The organism is Nostoc sp. FACHB-888, from assembly GCF_014696655.1.
Taxonomy (GTDB): Bacteria; Cyanobacteriota; Cyanobacteriia; order Cyanobacteriales; family Nostocaceae; genus Nostoc.
The window spans coordinates 35,902-60,341 of record NZ_JACJQM010000017.1 but is presented as its reverse complement, the minus strand read 5'-3'; the positions used below and the strand labels follow the sequence as shown (position 1 = coordinate 60,341).

Genomic DNA, 24,440 nt, shown 5'->3' with positions numbered 1-24,440 from the left:
TCCGGCTTGAATTTTGAAAGCATACTGAGGTTCAAAATCAGTTTTTGACCCCTCTTTATTCGCTTTTTATGATAATTCCGGGTTAAGGTTAAAGCCTGGACAAGCCTGATTTTGTGCAGCCTCTTAGATAATTGGCATTATTTGGATTTGTGCAAAAAGTCAACTTGGTGAGGTACAGATTATTGTAGGGGCATAAGTTGTGCCCCTACCCGTGTACTTCATTTAGCTGAAAAACGGTGTAATTATAAATATTTTTTACTTTTATATATTTTTTGATTTACTTAATATCTATAAAACTTTATTATGAAAAACGATGTTTATAGCCAATCAACTTGTATGAGTAGCGAAAAAACTACAGAATTGCCGCTCTGGGTACAAGATAGAGATATAGTCATTGCTCATGATGAAGAAGTACAGTGGCGAGAAGGAAAACGACCAGATTATTCTTACACCAATGAATTTCTTCATCAAGAGAGTAAATTTCAGCATCCAGAAGGTTCTTTAGAAGCGATCGCACAAAACTTAGTCCGAAATTTTGAAATGGAAGCTTCTAATAAATCTAATCCTCAACAGTGGCTTTCGATTGTTACTGATAAGTTTAAAATGAGTACCAATGGAGGGCAACAGTCCACTGCTCAGGATGTTGCAGTCGAAGGTACTTATAATCTTTTCTTGGGTGAAAGTGAGCAGTATAGCTCTGGAACAGAAACTTTTGAATCTTCATTTGAGGTTTTTCATAATGCTTTTCCTAATGGCTTTCTTTGGGAATTAACAGAAGTTCTTTCAGGGCCACCTAATGTTACTTTTAAGTGGCGACATTGGGGAACATTTAATGGTTCCTATAAAGACTATGCACCCACAGGAGAAACCATAGAAATAGTAGGAATTAGTATTGCTCGTGTGAGTGATGATTTGAAAATTGAGTCTTTAGAGCATTATTTTGATAATAATGTCTTTCTTCAGAAATTAACGGCAGGGGGTTGTCCCTTCCATTCCCAAAATCAGTAGCCTTGAAATCTATCTCCGCAGGTTAGCAAATCCTTGATTTTGTGTTAGTCCACTTAGGTGGGCTTTTTTAGTGTAGTAGCGACTAGAAGTCGCCTAAGATTTGTGCCATTATTTTTGCAATAAATTATTCCAATCTATTGCCAGAAAAAAGCCGATTTGTGACTTGCTCTAACACCTTTAATGCTGTTAATGAACCTCGAATCAGCCGAGTTGCAGCAAGAGGCTGTCGAACCATTCCCATCGCTAAAGGGAAAGGCTTTAAGGAGCCATCAGAGTCAATTGCTGATGTGAGATCGGGAATATTGTGCTGACAATCGTCACTAACTACTCGCAGCATTGCGACTGCAACTCCAACAGCATTGAAAAACTCTAAGGCGGTAAATCCTTCCATATCAACAACATCAGCCCCCAAAGTCTCACCCAAATGACGTTTTTCAGCAGCAGACCAAATTACGCGATCGCTTGTCAGTGACTTGACTAATGAGGCTTCTTCTGATATGGCAGAGTGTAATTGTGATGTGAAAGTGCGATCGCATTCTTGCCGTTTCCCAAGGTAAACACAATTTTGATACAGCACAATATCACCAACTGTATAGCGATCGCTCAAGCTACCACAGATACCCATAATCAGTACCCTGGATTTTGGAGGCAGAAATTGTCCATTTCCTTGAGATTGTTGCAGGTATTTGAGTAAAGGCTTCATTCCAACAGGTATGGCTACTACCGTTGGGATGGAACCAGTAATGCCGCTTAATCCGCGACACACAGCTTTATATTCTGCACCCTGAGGTATCAAAATTGTGTTAATTGGCAAAAAATTAGACACTAGCCCCCTCGACAGTTTCAAGTTTGCGTTTGGGTATAGATAGGCGATCACACCATAATTCCTTATGCTCCACAGAACCAAGTTTCATTTTTCAAGTTCAATGTATTAAAAATTTTGCCACATCTGAGTGACAATAACTAATATTGCCGTTTGCTGGTAACCAAAACTCGCAAACCCAAGGCGATTGCTGTAGCATGACTAAATAATTGTGTCACCCACACGATAATTTTCCAAGATGGTTAAGCTTGATCGCTCAAAATCCGCACGAGAACTCTTCAATATTTCCAAATTGGCGATTCAATTTTCGTGGCTGACGGTGAGTTTTTGGATTGCCGTAACGGTAGCTGGTATTCTGGCTTTCAGTTCGCTCAAGTATGCCTTGTTTCCAGATATTACATTTCCAGTAGTGGTTGTAAATGCTACAGCCCCTCTGACAACTGCCCTGGATACCGAGGCGAAGCTCACCCAACCTTTGGAAGAACGCCTCCGCTCCTTAGAAGGACTGGAAAATATTCGCTCATCTACGTATCCTAGTCAAACAGCAGTTGCCCTTTCTTTTGCTGTTGGGACAAATTTAGAAACATCGACTAGAGAAGTTGAAACTGCCCTCAAGCAGCTGACTTTGCCTCAAGGAGCGACTTCTAAAATTATTCCTTTGAATTTAAATGAGTCAGCCGCCATTAGTTATGCCATTGAGAGTCCCACGCGGAATCTCACAGATTTGACAAAGTTGGCACAAGATCAGATTGTGAGTGCGATCGCTAAACTACCAGGAGTCTTGAAAGTCTCCCTGTTGGGTGGCGCTACTGCAACTCCTCCCCTAAATCCATCGAATGCGAGTGCAGCTGTCCCCCAAGCAGGGGCGACATTAGTCCGGTTTAATGGGCAAGATGCACTCGCATTTCAGGTAATCAAACGCGGTAGTGCTAACACCTTGGAAGTAGTGAGTCGAGTTGAAAAAGAAGTCCAAAGGCTACGCTCTACCCTCAAGGATGTTAACCTCACTTTAGCTGCCACCCAAGCAGAATATATCCGTCAAGCCACTCAGTCAACCATCGATGCTTTGTTAGAAGCAGTTTTGTTGTCCATTGTGGTCATTTTTCCTTTTTTATGGAATTGGCGGGCAACTCTCATCTCAGCCCTGGCGATTCCGACATCTTTGTTGGCAACGTTTATTGTCATGGCGATTTTTGGCTTCAATCTAGAAACCATTACGTTGCTAGCTTTAGCCTTAGTTATCGGCAGTGTAATCGATGATGCGATCATCGATGTCGAAAACATCATGCGGCACATCGAAGAAGGGGAAACTCCTCGGCAAGCTGCCTTTTCAGCTACAGATGAAATTGGCTTAACAGTCATCGCCACCACTGCTACAGCAGTAGCGGTTTTTTTACCCATTGGTTTGATGGGTGGAGTAATTGGGCAGTTCTTTAAGCCGTTCGGAATTACGGTTTCAGCAGCCATGATTGCTTCGACATTGGTTGCCCGTACATTGTCACCAGCCTTGGCTACCTACTGGTTAAAACCTGCTACTTCAACTCCCCAACGCCGTCAGCGAGTAAACACTTGGGGGAATTTTACCCAATTTTACAGAAACTTACTCCACTGGTCTTTAAACCACCGCAAGACAGTCATCGCCTTAGCTATACTCAGCTTTGTTGCAGGTATGGCACTGAGTCTATTCATTCCTAAAGGGTTTATTCCTAAATTAGATCGCGGCGAGTTCAATATTACTTATACCGCCCCCTTACCAAAAATCCCTGAGCAATTTTTACAGCAACAAGCAAGACAAGGGGGAATTTCTCCTTTATCTCCCCTATCAGCCCCAATTCCCATCCCTAATCCCTTAAACGATTCTCTAGAGGTTGCTAAGAAACTAGAAGATGTAGTGAGAAAATCTCCAGTAGTGGAAACGGTATTTACTACTGTTGGTTCTCGTGAAGGTGAACCAAATAAAGGTACTCTCTATGTGAAGCTTAAGGAAGACCGCAATATCAAAACTGCGGAAGTACAAGACCGATTACGCTCGTCTTTGCCTAATCTCCCTGGTGTGAGTACTAGTGTGGAAGATATTCAATTTGTTGACACTGGTGGACAAAAACCTTTACAGGCATCACTACGAGGTGATAACCTCCAAAGCCTCAGCAAAGCTGCCAAGGCAATTAAAGAGCGAATCGAAAAACTACCAGGATTTGCTGATGTTACTGTGACAAGTGAAACTAATCCACAGGGTACAGTTTTTCAAATTGAGCGGCTCAACAATCAAAGAGTTGCCTATATCAGTGCCAATCTGGGCAAGGATTTGTCCTTGGGTAGTGCCACAGACCAATTAGTAGCAGAAGCAAAAACAGTGTTACCTGCTGGTGTAACTTTAGACTTAGGAGGAGATTCTGCCCGCCAAGGCGAAGTATTTAGTAGTTTTGGTACTACTTTGCTTTTATCAACCCTGTGCATTGTCGTGGTACTGATTTTGCTGTTCAAAAGCTGGATAGACCCAGTAGTTATTGGTGTTTCTTTGCCCTTGTCAATTGTCGGTGCCATGTTGGCTTTACTCTTTACCAAGAGTGACTTTGGCATGATCTCCCTGATTGGCTTTGTGTTCTTGTTGGGACTAGCAAACAAAAATGCCATTTTACTAGTAGATTACATCAACCAACTCCGCAAATCTGGCTTAGACCGCACAGAGGCGATTCTCAGGGCGGGGCCAGTGCGCCTCAGACCAATTATGATGACCACTGCCTCTACACTCTTAGGAATGTTACCGATCGCATTGGGTTTTGGTGCTGGTTCGGAATTGCGATCGCCTATGGCTGTAGCGATCGCTGGTGGACTCGTAACTTCGACTATCCTCAGTTTGATTGTAGTGCCGGTAGTCTACGCCATTTTGGATGATTGGTTTCCCCGATTTCAAACCAGGGAGAGAAGTTAATGCAAGTTTTTGTCACCGGGGGTACAGGCTTTATTGGTGCCCACTTAGTACGGTTGTTGCTGCAACAGGGTTACACAGTTAAAGCCCTGGTACGCTCAAGCAGCAATTTGGAGAATCTACGCGGTTTGGAGGTGGAAATTGTCAAAGGCGATTTGAATGATTCTAATCTCTGGCAACAGATGAGAGGTTGTCAATATCTATTTCATGTGGCAGCCCATTATTCCCTATGGCAAACAGACCGAGAGTTACTGCACCATAACAATGTCCTGGGTACGCGCAATGTGTTGGCAGCAGCCCGCAAAGCTGGCATTGAGCGCACCGTTTATACTAGTTCAGTAGCAGCAATTGGAGTAGGATCATCTGATCAAGTCGTCGATGAAACACATCAGAGTCCCTTAGAAAAGTTGGTGGGTAACTACAAAAAGTCTAAGTTTCTCGCTGAACAAGAAGCTATGCAAGCCGTTGCTACAGGTCAGGAGGTAGTTATTGTCAATCCCAGCAGCCCGATTGGCTCGTTGGATATCAAACCTACCCCGACGGGTGATATAATCCTGCGGTTTTTGCGACGGCAAATGCCCTTTTACTTAGATACTGGTCTGAATTTTATCGATGTGCGAGATGTGGCATGGGGGCATTTACTGGCTTTGCAACGGGGTAAATCAGGCGATCGCTATATCTTAGGTCACCAAAACCTAAGTCTTAAAGAACTACTCGAACAACTCGCCGATCTCACAGGTTTGATAGCACCTCAAAGAACAGTACCCGCTTGGTTACCCCTTAGTGTTGCCTGGGTTGATGAAAAAATTCTCGCACCCTTAGGGAAATCGCCCTCAGTGCCGTTGGATGGCGTTCGGATGGCGAAACAACCTATGTATTACAATGCCGCCAAGGCTGTACGAGAGTTGGGTCTACCTCAATCTCCGCTAAAGGCGGCACTCAAGGATGCTGTGGATTGGTTTGTTGCTCAGGGGTATGTCAACCCCTCTGGGGAATTCAAAATTCAAAATTAAAGACCCCACCAGATAAATCTTGGGGTTGACAAGGGGTGTTTTTATCAAGAGAGGAGTTATAGAAATGGCAGTTAATTTACAACAAGCTATAGATATTGGGAAGTATTTGGTTACTCAACGTTTCTTAGGACGTAAACGCTTCCCATTAGTATTGATGTTGGAACCCCTTTTTCGGTGTAATTTAGCTTGTACTGGTTGTGGTAAAATCCAACATCCAAAGGAAATTTTAAAGCAGAACCTCACCCCAGAACAGTGCTTTGCCGCAGTGGAAGAGTGTGGCGCACCGGTCGTCTCAATTCCTGGGGGAGAACCTCTTCTACATCCCCAAATTGATGAAATTGTTCAGGGATTAATTGAGCGCAAGAAATATATTTACTTGTGTACCAATGGTTTGTTATTAGAAAAGAGCCTGGATAAGTTTCAACCTTCTCCTTACCTGACTTTCAGCGTCCATTTAGATGGAATGCGTGAGTTGCACGATCAATGTGTCGATCGCAAAGGTGTTTTTGATATTGCTGTCAAAGCTATTCGCGCCGCTAAAGCTAAGGGTTTTCGTGTAACAACTAACACTACTATTTTTGAAGGTACTGAACCCAAAGATATGCAAGAGTTCTTCGACTTTCTGGACACACTTAATACTGACGGAATGATGATTTCTCCCGGCTACAGTTACGAGTGGGCACCAGATCAAGATCATTTTCTCCACCGTGAACAAACACGCGCCCTCTTTCGGCAAATTTTGGCTCCATACAAAGCTGGTGAAAAAAACTGGAACTTTAATCACAATCCGTTGTTCTTAGATTTTCTCACTGGCGAGAAGGACTACGAATGCACGCCTTGGGGTAGCCCTAGTTATAGCGTTCTTGGTTGGCAAAAACCTTGCTATCTGTTAAACGAAGGTTATTATTCTACTTTCAAAGAATTACTGGCACAAACTGACTGGAGCCAATACGGCCAAAAGAGTGGTAATCCCAAGTGTGCCGATTGTATGGTTCACTGCGGTTACGAACCTACTGCCGCAATGGATGCAATGCAACCGCAAAATATGGCGCGTGCCCTTGGCAGTGTGTTTGGTAGAAGTTAGTAAGGAAGGTGGGGAGCAGGGGGCAGAAGAAGTTAGTTGTGAGCTTCTTCTTTTGTAGGGTGTGTTAACGTTCGCGTAGCGTGCTGTAGGCAAGTAACGCAGCATCTTTGTAATCTTTTATGGTGCGTTAGCCAGACGCATAACACACCCTACTGGCGTGCAACTTTAATTTAGAGAATTAATATAGAAACATCGCTCATGAGTCTAAAAGAATTACCCACGAACTATTAATTACCCTTTGAATGCCATCCAACCACCTACCCACAGCCCAGTGTAGAAGCGAATTACACGGCTAAAACCTGCTTGCTGGAGTAGTTCTAAAGTTTTCGCTTCTGAGAGTGGATAAACCCCGTTATTGAAGTTTTCTAAAAGTTGTTTGTGCCTATCTACAGGAAATCCCGTTTCTTTCCAATAGGCATGAAGTGTAGCAATAATTTGCTCTAATTCAGGACTTCCTTTTGTACCAAAAACATCAACTAAAATAAACAGTGCCGATGTTTTTAAACGTTGAGCAATGCTTTCAAGGAAAATAAGTTTACTATCTTCATCTGGGATAAAATGCATTACTAAAATGCTAGTAGCTGCATCGTAGGCTGGGTCATTCGGTAAATCTTGAACATATCCTTGAATGAGTTTAATACGTTGTGATAGTTGATGTTGAGCTATTTTTTGCTGTGCGATCGCCAGCATCTTTGCTGAAGGATCAACACCCAAAAGCTGCCACTGGGGATTACCTTGCCCCAAGCGAACTAACTCCATCCCTCCACCAGCACCGACAACTAATAAATTTGCTGTTTCCGATAAATAGGAGCGCAAAGAAGCCAGCACAAAAGTATGCATTACTTCATAACCGGGCAATGCAAGGCGTGCCATTTGCTCATATTCATCTGCCGCAACAGGTGAATTGGTATCGAAATCGATGATTTGCTGTGACATGCTTCTCTAACTCTATTTCATCTAAAACATTCTATTACTTTGCAAATAGCGCTTCCATCTTTAGTATAAGGTTTGAAGGAACGAATTATCATTCTCTGGGTATATTTTATTTTGGAGAAGATTTTATTGTTTGTTTAAGTCACACATAATTAACCACGCGATCGCTAGCCGATGGAACATGGAACAAATTAAACGTGGATAGTTCACCTAAAGTTATTTCTTGTAGCCTACTTTGGTAAGCTTTATTTATACTGCGTTACAAATCTAGAGCTTTGACCACGCTAATAATAATTAATGCTAAGTCTGCGATTGCATGGTTCACTGCGGCTATAAACCTACGACTGCAATGCAACCGCACATATAGCACGTGACCTTGGCAGGAGCTAGGAAGTAGTCAATAATACACAACTTAAATATGCGATGCCTGCGGTGGGCTACGCTGACGCACCCTTAAAGGAATTTCCCAAAAACAAATTATCCCATATTTTGGGTTGGAGAAAAGTCAATAGGTAAAATAAATTTGTAAACTTATGTAAATGAAATTAACAAACATAACAATAATTTGTAATAAATAATGACCCGGCAGCATTGTATAAAGATATCTTGGAAGGGAAAAACAACATCTTAATCAGGTTTTCCAGTAGTTTACAGAAGTTTGAAGTTTTTTAACAAAAGTTTTAATCTGAAAGCCTGGAGATTGTAAACTTATTCCGTGGATGTCTGTTTTGAACCTTTCGTAACTCGTCAGGCAGTGCTGACATCAAAAAAGCTGAACCATTCAGTTTTGAGTCCAAATTATTCTTAAGCAAACAAATTAGGAGATTTAAGGCAATGGTTTTAGATGCATTTGCAAAAGTAATCACCCAAGCTGATGCCCGTGGTGAATATCTCAGCGCTGCTCAGTTAGACGCTCTAGCTGCCTTAGTGAAAGATGGCAACAAGCGTGCAGATACCGTAAACCGGATTACCAGCAACTCCTCAGCAATTGTTGCTAATGCAGCTCGCGCTTTGTTTGCAGAACAACCTCAGTTGATTGCTCCTGGTGGTAATGCTTACACCAACCGTCGAAATGCTGCTTGCTTGCGTGACATGGAAATCATCTTACGCTATGTCACCTATGCAATCTTTGCAGGTGATGCAAGTGTATTAGATGATCGTTGTTTGAACGGTCTGCGCGAAACCTACTTGGCTCTAGGAGTTCCTGGTGGTTCTGTAGCAGCTGGCGTACAAAAAATGAAGGACGCAGCTTTGGCTCTTGTTAACGACCCCAACAATATCACCAGAGGCGATTGCAGCGCTATAGCATCTGAAGTTGCTAGCTACTTTGATCGTGCAGCCTCAGCAGTAAGCTAAACCCGATTAAGACTATTGGCTGACAACTGTCAGTTAGACAAAACAAATTTCAACAAGATTGTAAATAGGGAGATACTAAACCGATGAAGACACCTCTTACCGAAGCAGTTTCAACCGCAGATTCTCAAGGTCGCTTTCTTTCCAGCACCGAACTTCAAGTCGCTTTTGGTCGTTTCCGTCAAGCTCCTGCTAGCATGGAAGCAGCAAAAAGCTTGACTGCTAATGCCCAACGTTTGACAGAAGGCGCAGCTCAAGCGGTGTACAACAAGTTCCCCTACACCACTCAACAACAAGGCCCTAACTTCGCTTCTACCAACACTGGTAAAGAAAAGTGTGCACGTGACATCGGCTACTACCTGCGGATTGTTACCTATTCCTTAGTTGTGGGTGGTACAGGCCCATTGGATGAGTTCTTGATTTCTGGTTTGACTGAAATCAACCGCACCTTTGATCTATCTCCCAGCTGGTACGTTGAAGCTCTCAAGTACATCAAGGCTAACCACGGTCTAAGTGGCGACCCTGCTGTAGAAGCTAATTCCTACATCGACTACGCAATTAACGCTCTAAGCTAATAGAGTGTATTTAGCCCGGAAAGGAAAACAAGCTCTGTTGGCAAATAGCTAGGAGTTGGTTTACCTTTCTGGGCAGTTTTATTTTCAAAAAAGTGTTAAAAAAACTAGAAAAAATTTTTGTAAAAACTTTGTTTTCAGTTTTGCAGTGAAAACTGAGGAGGTTTAAAAATGGCAGCTTTGGTACAAGCAGCAAGGCTAGGAATTGGAGCCTTTGAAAACTCAGAACTGGCAGAACTACGTCCCAATAGAACAGAATCGGATGTGCAAGTAATCATCCGGACAGCTTACCGTCAGGTTTTGGGTAATGAATACCTGATGGAATCAGAGCGTCTTGTCAGTGCTGAATCACTGTTGCAGCAAGGTGTGATTTCTGTTCGGGGATTTGTGCTAGCCATTGGTCAATCCGAACTATATCGAGAAAAATTTTTCCATTCCAACTCGCAAGTTCGGTTTATCGAGTTGAATTATAAGCATTTATTGGGTCGCGCCCCAGAAGATGAGTCAGAGATTTCGTACCACGTTGAGCTTTACAACTCACAAGGTTACGAAGCTGAGATTAACTCATATATTGACTCGCAAGAATATCAAGAAAAGTTTGGCGAAAACATTGTACCATACTATCGTGGCTTTAAAAGTCAAGTAGGGCAGAAAAACGTTGGCTACAGCCGATTGTTCCAACTATATCGGGGTTATGCCAATAGCGATCGCGCTCAAGGGCAAAAACAAGGACGCCTAACTTGGGAAATAGCTAAGAATCTGGCTTCACCCATCTACCCAGTCTCTACAGGAGCCTTAACAGGTCTCTCAACAGGTGAGCGAGGAGAAACATACCGGATTAGAGTACTACAAGCAGCTTCTCCAAACTCAACTGTAGTGCGGCGGGGTACTGCGGAATTGCTCGTACCCTACGAGCAACTTTCTAGTAAATTGCAGCAGCTTAATCGTAAGGGCAGCAAGGTTATTAGCATCACATCTGTATAAATTAGGGAATAGGGAATTAAGTGAGGAGTTAAGAATAAGGATTGAGGAGTTATGAATTTTCAATTACTAACTCTACCCCTACTCCTAACTCTTAACTCCTAACTTTTCCCAACTACCAATTACATAAGGAAAATTACCAATGGCTATTACAACAGCAGCTTCGCGTCTGGGAACAGAAGCTTTTAGTGATAACGCTCCTCTAGAATTGCGCCCAAATGCAAGTCAAGAAGACATAGAGAGGATAATTGCTGCCACCTATCGTCAGTTGTTGGGCAACGATTACTTAATGAAATCTGAGCGTCTCACAAGTGCTGAATCTCTTCTGCGCGATGGGAAAATTACAGTACAAGAGTTTGTGCGTCAAGTAGCTAAATCAGAGCTATACAAAACCAAGTTTTTCTACAACAGCTTTCAAACTCGCGTCATTGAACTGAACTATAAACATTTGTTGGGTCGCGCTCCCTATGATGAGTCTGAGGTGATTTATCACTTGGACTTATATCAAACCAAAGGATATGAAGCCGACATTGATTCCTATATTGATTCGCCAGAGTATCAAAGTAGCTTTGGTGAAAATATTGTGCCTTTCTATCGCGGTTTTAAAACTCAAACAGGTCAGAAAACTGTCGGATTTAGCCGGATATTCCAACTTTATCGCGGCTATGCCAATAGCGATCGCTCCCAACTTAGAGGTAACTCTCCCCGTCTTGCAGTTGAATTAGGCCGCAATAGTGCATCTGTTGTTGTTCCTCCATCTGGTAGCGCTTCTGGTTTTTCTTACGTTGCTCCTGGAAAAGGTGTTACCCCCAACAGTACTTTCGGTGGTGCAGGAACTTTTGGCCAAGAAGGCAGACTTTACCGGGTTGAAGTGGCAGGCGTGTTTGGAGCCGGATATCCTAGTACACGTCGCGTCAATCAAGCTGTGGTTTTACCATACGAAGGACTATCTGCTTACTTCCAGAGAGTCGTAAAACAAGGTGGTAAAATCGCTAGTGTGAAGCCACTTTAATTTCATTAGTCATTAGTCATTGGTCATTGGTCATTAGTTTTTGACCAAGGACTAATGAAAACATACGATTTATAAATAGGAACTGATTTATGCTGGGACAAATTAATGGTAGAAATAGTAATCGCTCCTTCCGCTATGAAGTAGTCGGTATGCGCCAAAGCGAAGAAACAGAAAAAGTTGGCTATCCCATTCGTTCTAGTGCCAGTGTCTTTATCACAGTGCCTGAGAACCGGATGAATCAAGAAATGCAGCGAATCACTCGCTTGGGTGGCAAAATAATCAGCATTCAGCCTTGGAACGGTGAGGCTCAAACAAATAGCGAACACGGCCATCAATCTTCTCATGAATCCCAGTCCGGAGAAAACTGAAGATTTGTCACCAAAAGGTAGCAATGCCGAAGGTGGATCTTTAACGGTAGAGCAGGCTCTAGCTAATCTTGAAGGTGCAGATTTAGGTCTGCGATTTTATGCTGCTTGGTGGTTGGGTAGGTTTCGTATAAGTGAAGCAGCTGCGGTTACAGCACTGATCAAAGCCTTAGAGGATGAAGCCGATAAGACACCAGAAGGCGGATATCCTCTGCGACGAAACGCAGCAAGAGCCTTAGGAAAACTAGGCGATCGCCAAGCAGTATCACCTTTAATTGGGTGTTTAGACTGCTCAGATTTTTATGTACGGGAAGCGGCGGCACAATCCTTAGAGATGCTGGGCGATCCGGTTTGTATTCCCGCGCTAATCAAGCTATTAGCAGTAGGTTTGCAGGGAGAGCAGCTCATATCAAAGCAGCCTGATTTATCTCAACCCTACGAGGCAATCTTAGAAGCTTTGGGAAGCTTGCGGGCTACTGAGTATATCCCCTTAGTAAAGCCATTCTTAGAGCATCCAATCGAATTGGTGCAATATGCTGCCGCACGAGCCATGTATCAATTAACCCAAGAACCAGTTTATGGAGAACGGTTGGTACAAGCTTTGGCGGGAGAGAAATTGCAATTGCGTCGAGCAGTGCTGGCAGATTTGGGAGCGATTGGGTATCTACCCGCAGCAAATGCGATCGCACAGACTCTAGCAGAAAATAGCCTCAAGCTAATTTCTCTTAAAGGATTACTAGAACATCAAGTCAATCACATAACACCAAGCACTTTCTCAGAAGATACAATTAAAGTTATGAACTTGATGGACTCGCTGTTGTAGTCATAAATTCTAGATAATCGGTTGTCATTAATACATGACAAAAAAATGTTTACTACACATAAACCCCCAAGCTAACTTTAAAATCAAGGCTTGGGGGTTTATGTATGATGTCAACTACGGATAATTTAAGCTACAATTGGCTGACAGTTAATTACTGATGAAAAATTATTATGAATAACAGCGATCTTGCCCAAATATTGATCCGTGCTGTAGAAGAAGCAGATTCCTCGGATCGCTTATTAGACGCAGTTCAGGAGTTAGCAACAGCTGGTATAGAGGAAGCTATTCCCACTCTAATTGCAGCTTTGGGTTACAACAATCCAGGGGCGGCAGTAGCGGCGGTAGATGGGCTGATTGCGATCGGGGAAGCTTCAGTACAGCCACTGTTGGAACTAATTGATAACTACAACTATGGTGCTAGAGCATGGGCAGTCCGTGCGTTAGCAGGAATTGGGAATGTACGGGCGCTGGATACCCTGTTAGAAGCGGCAAAAAGCGATTTTTCCCTGAGCGTGCGACGGGCAGCCGCCAGAGGATTAGGCACTTTGCGCTGGTATCAAGTACCGCCTGAGAAACTAGAATCTATCCAGACTCAGGTACTAGAGGCTTTACTACTAATTTCTCAAGATCCAGAGTGGGTAGTGCGCTATGCGGCAGTGACGAGTTTAGAAACACTAGCGATTGCTATATCAGTCACTTTACCTGAGCAAGCGTCGCGGATTACAAATCAACTTCAGCAAATGCTCGATACAGATGTTGATCTTGGAGTTCGCACCCGTGTTAAGTTTGCACAGCAAAAAATTCAGCCGCAACAACATCAACAAACGTTTGCACCTAAAAGAAAGGTAGTAGATCCTGAACTGCCTTACCGTGGTGGTAGTAGACGGTAAGCAAGTGAAAGAGGCAGAAGGTAGGAGGCAGGAGGCATATTTTCTTTCAACTTAAGAATGGTACAAATACGCTGGTAAGGGCATAGCAATATCATGCCCTTACCAGAAATATGTATCAAGCTTTTCGTGAATTGGGATGAGCCTTCAGCAAGACTACCATGTGTCTTTCTTGGATAAAGACTGAATTTCTCCCTGGATATTGCCACGGGCAGATGGTTCGGCGAACTCTGACATTAAAGGCGTAAAGTAGATACGCGATCGCTGTAAAAACCGTTCTAAAAATTGCCGACGACCTGTGATATAATCTGCCTCTGCGACTGAGCCATATTCCTGGCGAATAGCATCGGCGTATTCATAATACTGAACTGAGTTAGTAGCCAAAATCGCTAAATCTGCATCAAGTAGAACTTGGCTATCATAGTCACCCGCCGCAGCTTGGTGGTCTTTAGTATTCAGAATGAGGCGGGTGACAGCAGTTATGGTACTTTCTGGAATACCCAAATTACTCAGCAATTCAAAAGCATAGTCTGCGCTTCGTTTTTCATTCTCTTGAGTTTCAGTGTCATACACTACATCGTGAAACCACGCAGCTAGTTGAACAGCAGCTAGGTTGTTCGTGTAGCCTTGCAAAATCTGAATTGTGCTGAGGACTTGATCAATATGTTTTAGTGTATGGTAGTAGCGACCAGGGGTAGAATAAGCTGCAACCAAGCAACTAAAAGCTTTCTCAGACGCTACCTGATCAACACCAAAGGGCTGGAGTGTGTGTTGCCAGTTAGAAAATAAAATATGCGTAAGGTTTTCTGTAGGCATAAACGTAATATCCACACTTTTAGGATTTATGTAAAAATAAATTGAACAATTAGGAATAAATTTGGGGTTTGATAATATAATTCCACTCCCCATGAAAAGAGTTTCGCTCAATGGCAATGGTATCAAGTTGAATATCTGTGACTTTAATTCCTGTGGGATAAAGATTTTCATCTAACCGAGCTTCGACTTATAATCCCTCTGTAGTGGTGGTATTACAAATAAGATTAATCACTACTTGTAAACTAGTTAAAGGTCTACCTCTCCAATTAGTCGTAATGTGGCAAAATAAACGATGCTCTATTTTATTCCATTTACTTGTACCGGGAGGAAAATGACATACATGAATATTTTTGCCAGTCTCAGTTGCTAATTCTTGTAGTTTTAATTTCCAGAGTCGGGAGCGATAGCTGTTGCTACCACCGCAATCTGCCGTAATCATAATCTGCTCACTATTTGGATACAGTTCTTTCCCCATTGAGTACCACCAATGACGAATAGACTCAACTGCAAACTCTGCTGTGTCGTGGTCAATGCCAACATTAACCCATCCTTTGTTGTTCTTCTAGGAGTTTACGTCCACCACCATTAGCCCGAATTCGAGTCATGTCGTCCTCTGTTTTTACCCCATCTTGTTCTGACAGCAAACGCATCCCCGCATGAATTGTAGTGCGGGATAGCCCAGTTGCGATGGCGTAACCGCCCGCTGGAAGCGATCGCAACCTGACTGACACCTCCCCGTCCCAGGCTTCGGGCTTCGATTGCTGCCCAAATACGCCGTGTTTTCTCGTTCAAGTAGGGCAATAACGAATCATACTTGTCTTGAATGCTTTCGACTACCTGTTTATCAGACATATAAGGCAAAAATTCCGTTACATTCTGATACTCTAACTATTCGGACAATTGTTCAAGTTATTTTTACATGAGTCCTTTGTCAATTAAGCATCGTTTACCTGTTTATCTGGTTCTAGCAGTGCAGCTAGTTTATTAGCAGCTTCATGAGAATTATAGGGAGACCACACATGATAAATGACTCCTGGCTGTAACGATAATGCTTCTTCTTCGGTCGCTAGTTCTTGAACTAAAAACTGCATGACCTTGAGTTTATCTGCACGAGATAGCTTGTGCAAGGTTGGGAATAAATCTGCTGCGTTCATATCAAGTTGAAGATAACGGCTAAATACTTTTTATATTTTTAAAACTACTATAAGTTGATTACAAAGTTTGTGGCGTTGGCTATTGTATTTTTTGAGACTTGACCAATAGCGATCGCTCTTTTAACTCGACAGTTCGTTTTCAGAGGTGCAAGCTTCGAGTTCTGAGGTGGAGCGATCGCTCTTTTTACTCGACAATTTGAGTTCAGAGGTGGAGCGATCGCCCTTTTTGCTCGACAATTGGTGTAAAAAGGTGCAAGCTTCGAGTTCTGAGGTGGAGCGATCGCTCTTTTTGCTCGACAGTTCGTGCTAAGGTGATTTTTGAAAAAGAAATTACCAGCTAAAGTGGTCGAATCAAGATATCCCATTTGGGCAAAAGTGGATTTCTCTGCAATCTAGACTCGACTTGTTTCATGGCTTTCTTAGTCAGAGAAATCCCTTTTTGGTAAACAATGTTGCTTAAAGTCAAAATTGGATGTAGCCCTTTCCAAGTCATGCTAGAAGCCCATGAGAGCATAGTTTCAACATCAACAAGCTTAGTTCCATTCCAATGCTGTTCAAGAATGCCCCAGCAGCGCTCTACCTCTATATTTTGTCTACCCCAGCCAAATACCGTTTCTGCCTGCCTTGCGCTTCCTTGGCAATACTTTAATGTCATCTGTGCCTGAAAACTCCGACGTTCCACTCCATTCATTTTCGATGCTGCCAACCGCAAGTCTTCTATTTGCGATGCTGTTAATGATTTGGCTGCGCCTCCTGTGGCTAACGTATCCAAATGCTTGCTCCTGTTTGTTTTGCATCAAGGCTACATTCTACCTCTATTGGTAAATTCTTTCCTAGAAATCACCTAAAAGGTGCAAACTTCGAGTTCAGAGGTGGAGCGATCGCCTTTTTTGCTCGACAATTGGTGTAAAAAGGTGCAACTTCCGAGTTCAGAGGTGGAATGATGAGGTTTTCAGATGGAGCGTAGACGGGTAGGGGCTTATCATTATCAACATATTTATAAATCTTCTGCATAAATCTTCCGCTTCGTTGCCATCCCGCCTTGGAATAAATTCCCAGGCTTATAGCTAAAGTCCTCTCAAGAGGACTAAATACAAGATTTTAAGCAATTTGTAGATAGCCATAGTCTGTAAAATTAAAAATTTCAGTCCACTTCAGTGGAGTTGAGCTATTAGCCAAGAAATTTATTTCTTGGTGGGATGTCGGTCAGTGCGACACTTTGACTGTTACAAAAATGTCGGTAATAACAAGACTTGAGATCAAACGTAGACACCTACCAGCTTGGATCGCAAATTGCCTCAATGCAATCCTTGATACAGGTTACATTATTAATTAGCCCAATTTCTCTGCTGCACGCCCAAGCAGCAACTCGTTGTCAGGCATAGCCTCTGTAAAACCCAAAATGACTAACGAAGAACTGCTGCAAATTATTGAACAAGCTGCTAGAGACAAGGTGACAGAATTAAACCTTTCTGGCAAAGGCTTAACAACGCTGCCACCGGAAATTGTCCAACTCACCAACCTGCAAACCCTCGACCTCAGCTACAATCAACTGAGCAGTCTGCCACCGGAAATTGTCCAACTCACCAACCTGCAAACCCTCGACCTCCGCAGAAATCAACTGAGCAGTCTACCACCGGAAATTGTCCAACTCACCAACCTGCAAACCCTCGACCTCAGCTACAATCAACTGAGCAGTCTGCCACCGGAAATTGTGCTGAAATCATTGAAAACTACAATCAACGGGAAATTAAAATCCGTGTAGCCGGAAACCGTACAAAAGAATTGATGGCAGCCATCACCCATGAACTCGAAAAAATCCACAACTCTTATGAACGTTTGCAATATCAAATCCTAGTTCCTTGTAATTGCGAGACTTGCAAAAATCTGCCCACACCTCATTCCTATTCTCTGGACAAGCTGACTAAGCGCTTGAGCGATCGCCGTTACCAAATTGAGTGCGAAAACAGCTATGAAATGGTAGATGTCCGCAGGTTAATCGACGATGTTATGTTCCAATCCACTAAAGCAGATGGGGAAATCAACCCCAAAGTTACACCGTTGCAAAGCGAAATAGAGCAACAAAGAGAGGAATCATTAAAACATCGCCTAAAAGATAGCAATCAAAAGGAAGTGTTTATCTCCTACACTTGGCGAGATCAACAAAGTAAACCACTTGTAGAAAAAATAGAGCAAGCATTTCAAGCCAAAGGCATCAAAATTATTCGTGATATCAATGCAATTGGCTATAAAGAAAGATTTAAAGAATTCATGCAGCGTTTGAGCCGGGGTATATGCGTAATTTTAGTAATTAGCGACCAGTATTTGAAGTCAGAAAATTGTATGTATGAACTGGTTGAAATCGCTAAAAATAAAGACTTTTATAAACGAATATTTCCGATTATTTTAGCAGATGCAGATATTTTTAAATCTATTGAAAGAGTTAAATATATTAAGTATTGGGAAGAAGAAATTGAAGAATTAAATAAAGCTATGCAAGAAGTTATGGCAGATAATTTGCAGGGGATTCGAGAAGATATTGACCAATACAGAGAGATACGTAATATGATCGCCAAACTTACCGACTTGCTCAGAGACATGAATACTCTAACTCCTGATATTCACAGCGAATCAGAATTTGAGTCATTGCTGAATGCGATCGCAGTCCGTTTAGATGAGTAAAACTAGGCTATGGATGAGTGTCAAAAATAATTTCAGTTTTTTGGCAATCACCTTTAAGCACGTTAAACTAAGCAATTAGAGTTAAGAATGGATTTATATGCGTTTACCAATTGCAATTAGTGCCATTTTAGTGGCATCTTTAGGTTTGAGTACACCTGTAATATCTCAACCTCCTATACAGGTAGCCCAAAAACCAGCGTCTAATAATTTTGCCTTAGAGCAATTTAAGATTAATTACCGATTATGGAAACAGAAAAAAATCTCTAATTATCGCTATGAATTTACTAGAAGTTGCAATTGTGTCCCCAAAGCCACAGAACTAGCAATTATTGAAGTACGTAACGGAGTCACAACTTCTATTACTTATAAATCTGCTAAAATCCCGGTAGATAAAGCATTATTTCAAAAATATAATACAATTCCTAAGCTCTTTAATATCATTAGAAATGCGTTCATTCAAAGAGCAGCAAACGTGGCTGTACAATATGACCCAATACTTGGCTATCCCACTCAAATTAGCATTGATTATGATAAACAAAGAACTGATGATACAATATTCTTTACAATTACTAATCTGCAACAGATCGAGTAAATATAGCTGACGATAGTATGCATATAATATAAAATTCCTAACTTTTGGAAAAAGGCTTCTTCAGCCATTTAATATCTAAAAGTTGGAGCAGCAAAATCAAAAACATCTAAATATAACAACCTGTCTTAAGAGGCTGTTTGAAAACTTTTTTGCTGTGACTTCAGGCACTTTTAGATCCCCTTAATCCCGCTTAAAAAAGGTGAACCTGAATAAAAGTCTCCTTTTTAAGGCAGATTTAGAGGGATCTAAAACTTTAAACTGAGCCGTGAAGTTTTCTTAGGGGTGATTTATCGGATTGTCAAAAACAGCATCATCAATTTCTGGTAAATTCACCGAAACGTTGCTAAAATTTGAAATTTTATGAGAAAAATTATTATTGGGGTGATGGGCCCTGGAGAAAATGCGACAGCAAATGATTTGCAAAATGCTTATACACTAGGTCAACTCATTGCCAAACAAGGATGGATTTTACTCACAGGCGGTAAAAATGTAGGTGTAATGGATACAGTCAGTAAAGGTGCAAAATCTGGTAACGGCCTAACTATTGGTATTCTTTCTAGTGATAATCAAGAGAGTATTTCTTCTTCAGTGGATATTGCTATTTTCACAGACATGGGGAATGCTAGAAATAATATTAATGTTCTCAGTAGTGATGTGGTAATTGCCTGCGGTATGGGTGCAGGAACTGCTTCAGAAATTGCCTTAGCTTTGAAAGCAAGTAAGCAAGTAATTTTGTTGACTAACGATGAAGAAAGTAAGGTTTTCTTCAAAAAGTTATCGCCAGAAAATGTTTATATTGTGGAGGGTGCGGATCAGGCGATCGCTACTACCAAAACAATTTTATACTGATTAGTAATTTGTAATGTTTAAATCCGGTTAGTTAAGCTGATTGAATTGGCTCTCTAGAGCGCATCCAGTAATAAGCCATACTTCTCTTCTTAGGCTGCGTCCGAAGCGTAGCTATGCCGCAGGCTTTACGACAACGCCCAGTACAAGTGCCCAATTCAAAGCGTCAGTGTTTCCCAATCTAAATCTGATGCTACTTGAGCAAGTTTATCTAAATCAGTTAGGTTATCTAAATAGGGCAAGCAGCCTAAAACTGGCGTGTTAGTAAGTGATTGAATCAATCGCTGTGGTGTCCAATCGGCTATTTCTGCATCGGTTCGGGGTTGTATGCAGTTTAGAACAATGCCTTTGAGATTGACACGTGATTGTCTGGCTAATGCTACATTCGCCACTGCTTGAGCGATCGCACCCAATCTAACTGGCACTACCAATACCGTTGGTAAACGCCATTCTCCCGCTAAATCAGCTACGGTTAATTCCTCAGTTACTGGCGAACCTAAACCTCCCAAGGCTTCTATAAGTACAAAATCACGTTGCGATCGCAGTTTAGACAAAGCTTGCCAAACTACTGCTAAATCTACTTGGCGATTTTCTCGTGCTGCTGCTATGGGAGGCGCTAAAGGTGCTTGAAAGTACAAAGGTGTAATTTCTTCTGAAGATTGTTCTAGTGTAAATAGCTTTTGATACCACTCGCGATCGCCAATCCCAGATTGAATCGGTTTCATAATTCCCCAGCTACGCTGTGGGTAATATTTTTGCCAATAGGCTGCTAAGGCTGTTGTTAAAACAGTTTTACCAGCTTCAGTATCAGTTCCAGTAATCAGTAGTGTGTTTAACATTAATTTCTTTGGCCAGAAAATGGTTGTGTTCCATCAGTCGGCGGAAAAGTTGGTGTTTCACCAGTTGTCGGAATTGGAAAGGGTGTCTCTGTCGGAATTGGAAAGGGTGTCTCTGTCGGAATTGGCAAGGGTGTCTCTGTTGGAATTGGCAGTGGTGTCTCTATTGGAATTGGCAGTGGTGTCTCTGTTGGAATTGGCAGTGGTGTTTCTGTTGGAATTGGCAGTGGTGTTTCTGTTGGAACTGGTAAGGGTGTTTCTGTCGGAATTGGTTTGACTGGTTTTTCTAATGCAACATTGAGATTGTAATTGCTTTCGGTAACTCCTGAAACCAGTGTTAACTCAATACTATATCTACCAGCAGCCAGCAACGTGCCTTCATAAGATGTTACTTGCTGTCTATCATTATCAATTGGTTGTTGATCGGGACTGAAGACTGTTAGCAAAACGCTGCTTCCTGGGTCAAGAAACGCAGTTAAGTTGTCACCTTCCTCCCCAAAAAAAGTATACCGGATGATTTGATTTATTTTGAGGGTATCTGTAACCGTGGCCGGGTTAGTTATTCTTAGATTAAGCCGCCTACTAGATACAATAGGTTCCTCATTGATGGGTGTAGGTGTAGATGTGAATGTAGTACCACCAGAAATAACTGGTGAAGGGAAGTTTTGTGGAAGCGTCCCATCTGTTGCTGTTTTCGGCTGACTGCGGATTGAACTTACCAGCGCCCAAGAACCAAATCCCGCAATGATTATTACAGCAGTAGCGATTGCGGCGATCGCTAACGGATTATCCAACAGTGAACTAGTGGGAGTTGGTGTAATTACAGGATCGGGTTGTTTCTTGGGCGAAGCTGCTGGTGATACTGGCTCAGGACGGCGGGCAACAGCCATTGTCTGTAAATTAGACGCGTTCAGGGGAGGAAGGCTGACTTGCTCTAAAGGTTGTAATGCTTGAGATACAGTAGCAGCACTTTGGTAGCGATCGCTTGGTATATGATTCAACATTCGATTCAAAACCTGGGCACATCGCGGATTAACTGTTACCCACCGTTGCCAATTCCAAGTTAGTTGGTTTTCGTCAAATAGATCGCTTGGCTCTTTACCAGTAAGTAAAACAATTGCTGTTACTGCTAATGCATACAAGTCACTACTAGGATAAGCTCCCCCTGTTTGCATTTGTTCGCTAGGAGAGTAGCCTAATTTTCCCACAGTGGTTTCTGGCATTGCACTCTCTGGCGATCGCAAACGTGTTGCCAGTTCCTTTACCACCCCAAAGTCAATTAACACGGGTTTAGCGTCACTATCTCGCAAAATAATATTTTCTGGCGAGATATCCCGGTGAATAATCCCTCTACTGTGAATATGCCCTAAAACAGGCAATAACAACTGGATCAACTTTAATACTTCAGGCTCTGTGAAGGTTCGACCTACAGCTAGCCGTTCATCCAACAGAGTTCGGTACGTTTGACCTGCAACGTAGTCTTCCACCAAAAATAAACGTTGGTCTTGCTCAAATCTTTCCCGGAATTTCGGTACTTGTGGGTGTTCGATTTGATATAAAATGGCAGCTTCTCGGTGAAAAAGCTCTTTTGCCTTCTCCCAAGCTAAGGCCTGGGTTGCTGTTGAAATCAATTCCTTGATCGCGCAAAGTTCATTAAAGCGCCTTTGGTCTTCTGCCAGATAGGTTCTACCAAATCCTCCTTGTCCGAGAATTTGAATTATGCGGTAACGGTTTTGCAAGACAGTGCCAACTGTAATGGGTGGTTGCATGAGCGAATGATGAGTGTAGTAGCAACTGAGGAAGAAGTCACCCACAAAGATCAACTCCGAGAGGCGACACAGTTACATGCAGCGATATTCTACCTTACCTAAAGGGTATACCCCCAGTTAGGAGTATACGCAAAGTTATGCTTTAAATGTTTTATGCAATCTTAACTGTCCACAGCAATATTGGCTGTCTGGGGCGCAGCACCTAAATAAGCAGGGGAGCAGGTGGTTACTGAGCGTCTTGCCCTGAATTGTACTGAGCTTGTCCTGAGCGTGTTTGGAGCGAGGTTTGTTCCTTTTTCCCTGCCCCATGTCCCTGCCTCTGGTGGATTAAAACTTAAAATTAAATCTGCTAGTTTATTTATTGTTAGTATCATAGAATATAATAGGATACATAATGCACACTTAGCCCAAAATATTCTCCTGTCTAAGAACAAATTTCAATATCACTTAAGTTATAAATGCTTTACTGTCAGTTAGAAATGAGGTATTTAGAAGAAGCAATCTATCACACCAATCTTTGAGAGATTGGGGTTATTTACCTCAACCTAAAAAATTTGAACTATAAACCTAGTGGACGGGCTAAATGTCCGTTAAGCTATCAATAGTTTGCTTGCCAAGAAAATTAGACAGTTAGCGAATGATAATTTTATGGGAAAATGTTTAAATTTTGTATGGACGCTTTAACAAAACTCACAGATGTTTTTTTAGGCGATTTCTCGGTTAAATCTATTAAATATCCAATGATAATATTGCTATGAATGCACATAGAGGATCTGCTGTGCTGAGTTCTGCAACTTTCAAAGTGCAACCATCTGCAACAGGACTGACCGATAATCATCGCCTGCGGCTGTTTTCTGGCTCTGCCAATATACAACTGTCTCAAGAAGTCGCTCGTTATGTGGGCATGGACTTGGGGCCAATGATTCGCAAAAGATTTGCGGATGGAGAACTTTACGTTCAAATTCAAGAGTCGATTCGGGGTTGTGATGTCTATTTAATCCAGCCATGTTGTCAACCCGTGAACGATCATTTGATGGAATTATTGATTATGGTTGATGCTTGTCGTCGAGCTTCTGCGCGACAGGTGACGGCAGTAATTCCTTACTATGGTTATGCTCGTGCTGATCGCAAAACGGCAGGACGAGAGTCAATAACAGCCAAGCTAGTTGCTAACTTGATCACCGAAGCAGGTGCTAACCGCGTTCTAGCAATGGATTTGCACTCGGCTCAAATTCAAGGTTATTTCGATATACCTTTTGATCATGTTTATGGTTCGCCAGTATTGCTAGATTATCTAGCAAGCAAAGAACTGCCCGATCTTGTGGTTGTTTCCCCCGATGTTGGCGGTGTAGCGCGAGCCAGAGCGTTTGCCAAAAAACTGAATGATGCCCCACTGGCAATTATTGATAAACGTCGTCATGCTCATAATGTCGCCGAGGTTTTAAATATCATCGGTGATGTTAAAGGCAAAACAGCAGTATTGGTGGATGACATGATCGACACTGGGGGCACGATCGCAGAAGGAGCGCGGTTACTGCGTGAAGAAGGAGCACGTCAGGTATACGCCTGTGCAACTCATGCAGTATTCTCTCCACCAGCGATGGAGCGTTTGTCAAGTGGTTTGTTTGAGGAAGTCATTGTTACCAATACAATTCCCATACCCGAAAACAATCGTTTTCCACAATTAGTGGTGCTGTCAGTAGCTAATATCTTAGGAGAAACTATCTGGCGGATTCATGAAGATACTTCAGTCAGTAGTATGTTCCGCTAGAGCGCCATTCACGTTATAGGCATTAATTACCCACACCGCCCCCCTTGATAGGGTAAGTGTGGGTTTTTAGCTGACCTAAACTTTCTGTAATTTCATCGTTCTTTCCACGAGATACACCGTCCCCAATACGCTTGGGTTAAGAAAATTTATCTGTTAAGGCAGGTAGGGGAGGCAGAAGGAGAGAAAAAAGC

General features: G+C 42.4%; 25 protein-coding genes and 1 pseudogene. 17 read left to right on the top strand and 9 right to left on the bottom strand.

The features are described from left to right. Positions 1 to 336: 336 nt before the first annotated feature. Positions 337 to 1,008, top strand: a complete 672-nt coding sequence (locus H6G26_RS13315; RefSeq protein WP_190729775.1) for an ester cyclase — start codon at positions 337 to 339, stop codon at positions 1,006 to 1,008. Between the two features lie 124 nt (positions 1,009 to 1,132). Here the strand turns inward: H6G26_RS13315 and H6G26_RS13310 are convergent, their stop codons facing one another. Next, complete coding sequence (locus tag H6G26_RS13310; protein WP_190729711.1) at positions 1,133 to 1,834, bottom strand: phosphorylase; 702 nt, start codon at positions 1,832 to 1,834, stop codon at positions 1,133 to 1,135. 235 nt (positions 1,835 to 2,069) lie between these two features. On the opposite strand from H6G26_RS13310, the gene H6G26_RS13305 reads away from it, so the two are divergent. The 3 genes from H6G26_RS13305 to hpnH all read left to right on the top strand — a co-directional run bounded on the left by H6G26_RS13305 (position 2,070) and on the right by hpnH (position 6,857). Then, positions 2,070 to 4,763 carry an efflux RND transporter permease subunit gene (locus H6G26_RS13305; protein WP_190729710.1) on the top strand — a complete coding sequence of 898 codons (2,694 nt, stop codon included), beginning with the start codon at positions 2,070 to 2,072 and terminating at the stop codon, positions 4,761 to 4,763. Then, on the top strand, positions 4,763 to 5,773 hold the full coding sequence (hpnA, locus tag H6G26_RS13300; RefSeq protein WP_190729709.1) for a hopanoid-associated sugar epimerase: 1,011 nt from the start codon (positions 4,763 to 4,765) through the stop codon (positions 5,771 to 5,773). Before H6G26_RS13305 ends, hpnA begins: the two co-directional genes overlap by 1 nt. 64 nt (positions 5,774 to 5,837) lie before the next feature. Next, positions 5,838 to 6,857 (top strand): adenosyl-hopene transferase HpnH, encoded by a 1,020-nt coding sequence (gene hpnH, locus H6G26_RS13295; RefSeq protein ID WP_190729708.1) that lies wholly within the window; start codon positions 5,838 to 5,840, stop codon positions 6,855 to 6,857. A 231-nt stretch (positions 6,858 to 7,088) separates the two neighbouring features. On the opposite strand, the gene H6G26_RS13290 is transcribed toward hpnH, so the two are convergent. Next, positions 7,089 to 7,793, bottom strand: a complete 705-nt coding sequence (locus H6G26_RS13290) for a class I SAM-dependent methyltransferase (RefSeq protein WP_190729707.1) — start codon at positions 7,791 to 7,793, stop codon at positions 7,089 to 7,091. 831 nt (positions 7,794 to 8,624) lie between these two features. Here H6G26_RS13290 and H6G26_RS13285 point away from each other — a divergent pair. From H6G26_RS13285 to H6G26_RS13255, 7 genes are all read left to right on the top strand, one after another. Next, positions 8,625 to 9,146, top strand: a complete 522-nt coding sequence (locus H6G26_RS13285; RefSeq protein WP_190729706.1) for a phycocyanin subunit beta — start codon at positions 8,625 to 8,627, stop codon at positions 9,144 to 9,146. An 83-nt stretch (positions 9,147 to 9,229) separates the two neighbouring features. Further along, positions 9,230 to 9,718 carry a phycocyanin subunit alpha gene (gene cpcA / locus H6G26_RS13280; RefSeq protein WP_190729705.1) on the top strand — a complete coding sequence of 163 codons (489 nt, stop codon included), beginning with the start codon at positions 9,230 to 9,232 and terminating at the stop codon, positions 9,716 to 9,718. Positions 9,719 to 9,886: 168 nt separating this feature from the next. After that, positions 9,887 to 10,699 (top strand): phycobilisome linker polypeptide, encoded by an 813-nt coding sequence (locus H6G26_RS13275; RefSeq protein WP_190729704.1) that lies wholly within the window; start codon positions 9,887 to 9,889, stop codon positions 10,697 to 10,699. Between the two features lie 139 nt (positions 10,700 to 10,838). After that, positions 10,839 to 11,708 carry a phycobilisome linker polypeptide gene (locus H6G26_RS13270; protein WP_190729703.1) on the top strand — a complete coding sequence of 290 codons (870 nt, stop codon included), beginning with the start codon at positions 10,839 to 10,841 and terminating at the stop codon, positions 11,706 to 11,708. Between the two features lie 89 nt (positions 11,709 to 11,797). Beyond that, the gene (locus tag H6G26_RS13265; RefSeq protein ID WP_190729702.1) at positions 11,798 to 12,076 is read left to right on the top strand and encodes a phycobilisome linker polypeptide; all 279 of its coding nucleotides are present in this window, start codon (positions 11,798 to 11,800) and stop codon (positions 12,074 to 12,076) included. Further along, entirely contained in the window at positions 12,051 to 12,896 is an 846-nt protein-coding gene (locus H6G26_RS13260) for a HEAT repeat domain-containing protein (protein ID WP_190729701.1), read from the top strand. The genes H6G26_RS13265 and H6G26_RS13260 overlap by 26 nt, the downstream gene beginning before the upstream one ends. A 170-nt stretch (positions 12,897 to 13,066) precedes the next feature. Further along, entirely contained in the window at positions 13,067 to 13,786 is a 720-nt protein-coding gene (locus tag H6G26_RS13255; protein WP_190729700.1) for a HEAT repeat domain-containing protein, read from the top strand. Positions 13,787 to 13,939: 153 nt separating this feature from the next. Here H6G26_RS13255 and H6G26_RS13250 read toward each other — a convergent pair whose 3' ends face one another. The 3 genes and pseudogenes from H6G26_RS13250 to H6G26_RS13240 form a co-directional block, all read right to left on the bottom strand. Next, on the bottom strand, positions 13,940 to 14,599 hold the full coding sequence (locus tag H6G26_RS13250) for a hypothetical protein (RefSeq protein WP_190729699.1): 660 nt from the start codon (positions 14,597 to 14,599) through the stop codon (positions 13,940 to 13,942). 49 nt (positions 14,600 to 14,648) lie between these two features. Next, positions 14,649 to 15,451 (bottom strand): annotated as a pseudogene (locus H6G26_RS13245) (ISAzo13 family transposase). A gap of 83 nt (positions 15,452 to 15,534) precedes the next feature. Beyond that, positions 15,535 to 15,753: a hypothetical protein gene (locus H6G26_RS13240; RefSeq protein ID WP_190729698.1), complete on the bottom strand. Its 219-nt coding sequence runs from the start codon at positions 15,751 to 15,753 to the stop codon at positions 15,535 to 15,537. Positions 15,754 to 15,898: 145 nt separating this feature from the next. On the opposite strand from H6G26_RS13240, the gene H6G26_RS13235 reads away from it, so the two are divergent. Beyond that, positions 15,899 to 16,063, top strand: a complete 165-nt coding sequence (locus H6G26_RS13235) for a hypothetical protein (protein WP_190729697.1) — start codon at positions 15,899 to 15,901, stop codon at positions 16,061 to 16,063. A gap of 27 nt (positions 16,064 to 16,090) precedes the next feature. Here the strand turns inward: H6G26_RS13235 and H6G26_RS41760 are convergent, their stop codons facing one another. Next, entirely contained in the window at positions 16,091 to 16,525 is a 435-nt protein-coding gene (locus tag H6G26_RS41760; RefSeq protein ID WP_199326847.1) for a hypothetical protein, read from the bottom strand. A 68-nt stretch (positions 16,526 to 16,593) separates the two neighbouring features. Then, positions 16,594 to 16,767 (bottom strand): hypothetical protein, encoded by a 174-nt coding sequence (locus H6G26_RS13220; RefSeq protein WP_190729696.1) that lies wholly within the window; start codon positions 16,765 to 16,767, stop codon positions 16,594 to 16,596. A gap of 388 nt (positions 16,768 to 17,155) precedes the next feature. Here H6G26_RS13220 and H6G26_RS13215 point away from each other — a divergent pair, with 388 nt between their 5' ends. The 4 genes from H6G26_RS13215 (at position 17,156) to H6G26_RS13200 (ending at position 19,876) form a co-directional block, all read left to right on the top strand. Continuing rightward, positions 17,156 to 17,518, top strand: a complete 363-nt coding sequence (locus H6G26_RS13215) for a leucine-rich repeat domain-containing protein (RefSeq protein ID WP_190729695.1) — start codon at positions 17,156 to 17,158, stop codon at positions 17,516 to 17,518. Positions 17,519 to 17,541: 23 nt separating this feature from the next. After that, positions 17,542 to 18,435, top strand: coding sequence for a toll/interleukin-1 receptor domain-containing protein (locus tag H6G26_RS13210; RefSeq protein ID WP_242053707.1), 894 nt, complete (start codon positions 17,542 to 17,544; stop codon positions 18,433 to 18,435). Between the two features lie 97 nt (positions 18,436 to 18,532). Further along, positions 18,533 to 19,027, top strand: a complete 495-nt coding sequence (locus H6G26_RS13205; RefSeq protein WP_190729694.1) for a DUF6174 domain-containing protein — start codon at positions 18,533 to 18,535, stop codon at positions 19,025 to 19,027. A 360-nt stretch (positions 19,028 to 19,387) separates the two neighbouring features. Continuing rightward, positions 19,388 to 19,876 (top strand): cytochrome, encoded by a 489-nt coding sequence (locus H6G26_RS13200; protein ID WP_190729693.1) that lies wholly within the window; start codon positions 19,388 to 19,390, stop codon positions 19,874 to 19,876. 155 nt (positions 19,877 to 20,031) lie between these two features. On the opposite strand, the gene bioD is transcribed toward H6G26_RS13200, so the two are convergent. Both bioD and H6G26_RS13190 read right to left on the bottom strand, forming a co-directional pair. Then, entirely contained in the window at positions 20,032 to 20,712 is a 681-nt protein-coding gene (gene bioD, locus H6G26_RS13195) for a dethiobiotin synthase (RefSeq protein WP_190729692.1), read from the bottom strand. Beyond that, positions 20,712 to 22,478 carry a serine/threonine-protein kinase gene (locus H6G26_RS13190; protein WP_190729773.1) on the bottom strand — a complete coding sequence of 589 codons (1,767 nt, stop codon included), beginning with the start codon at positions 22,476 to 22,478 and terminating at the stop codon, positions 20,712 to 20,714. Before H6G26_RS13190 ends, bioD begins: the two co-directional genes overlap by 1 nt. A 754-nt stretch (positions 22,479 to 23,232) precedes the next feature. Between H6G26_RS13190 and H6G26_RS13185 the strand changes: the two genes are divergently transcribed. After that, the gene (locus tag H6G26_RS13185) at positions 23,233 to 24,249 is read left to right on the top strand and encodes a ribose-phosphate pyrophosphokinase (RefSeq protein ID WP_190729691.1); all 1,017 of its coding nucleotides are present in this window, start codon (positions 23,233 to 23,235) and stop codon (positions 24,247 to 24,249) included. Positions 24,250 to 24,440 lie beyond the last annotated feature (191 nt).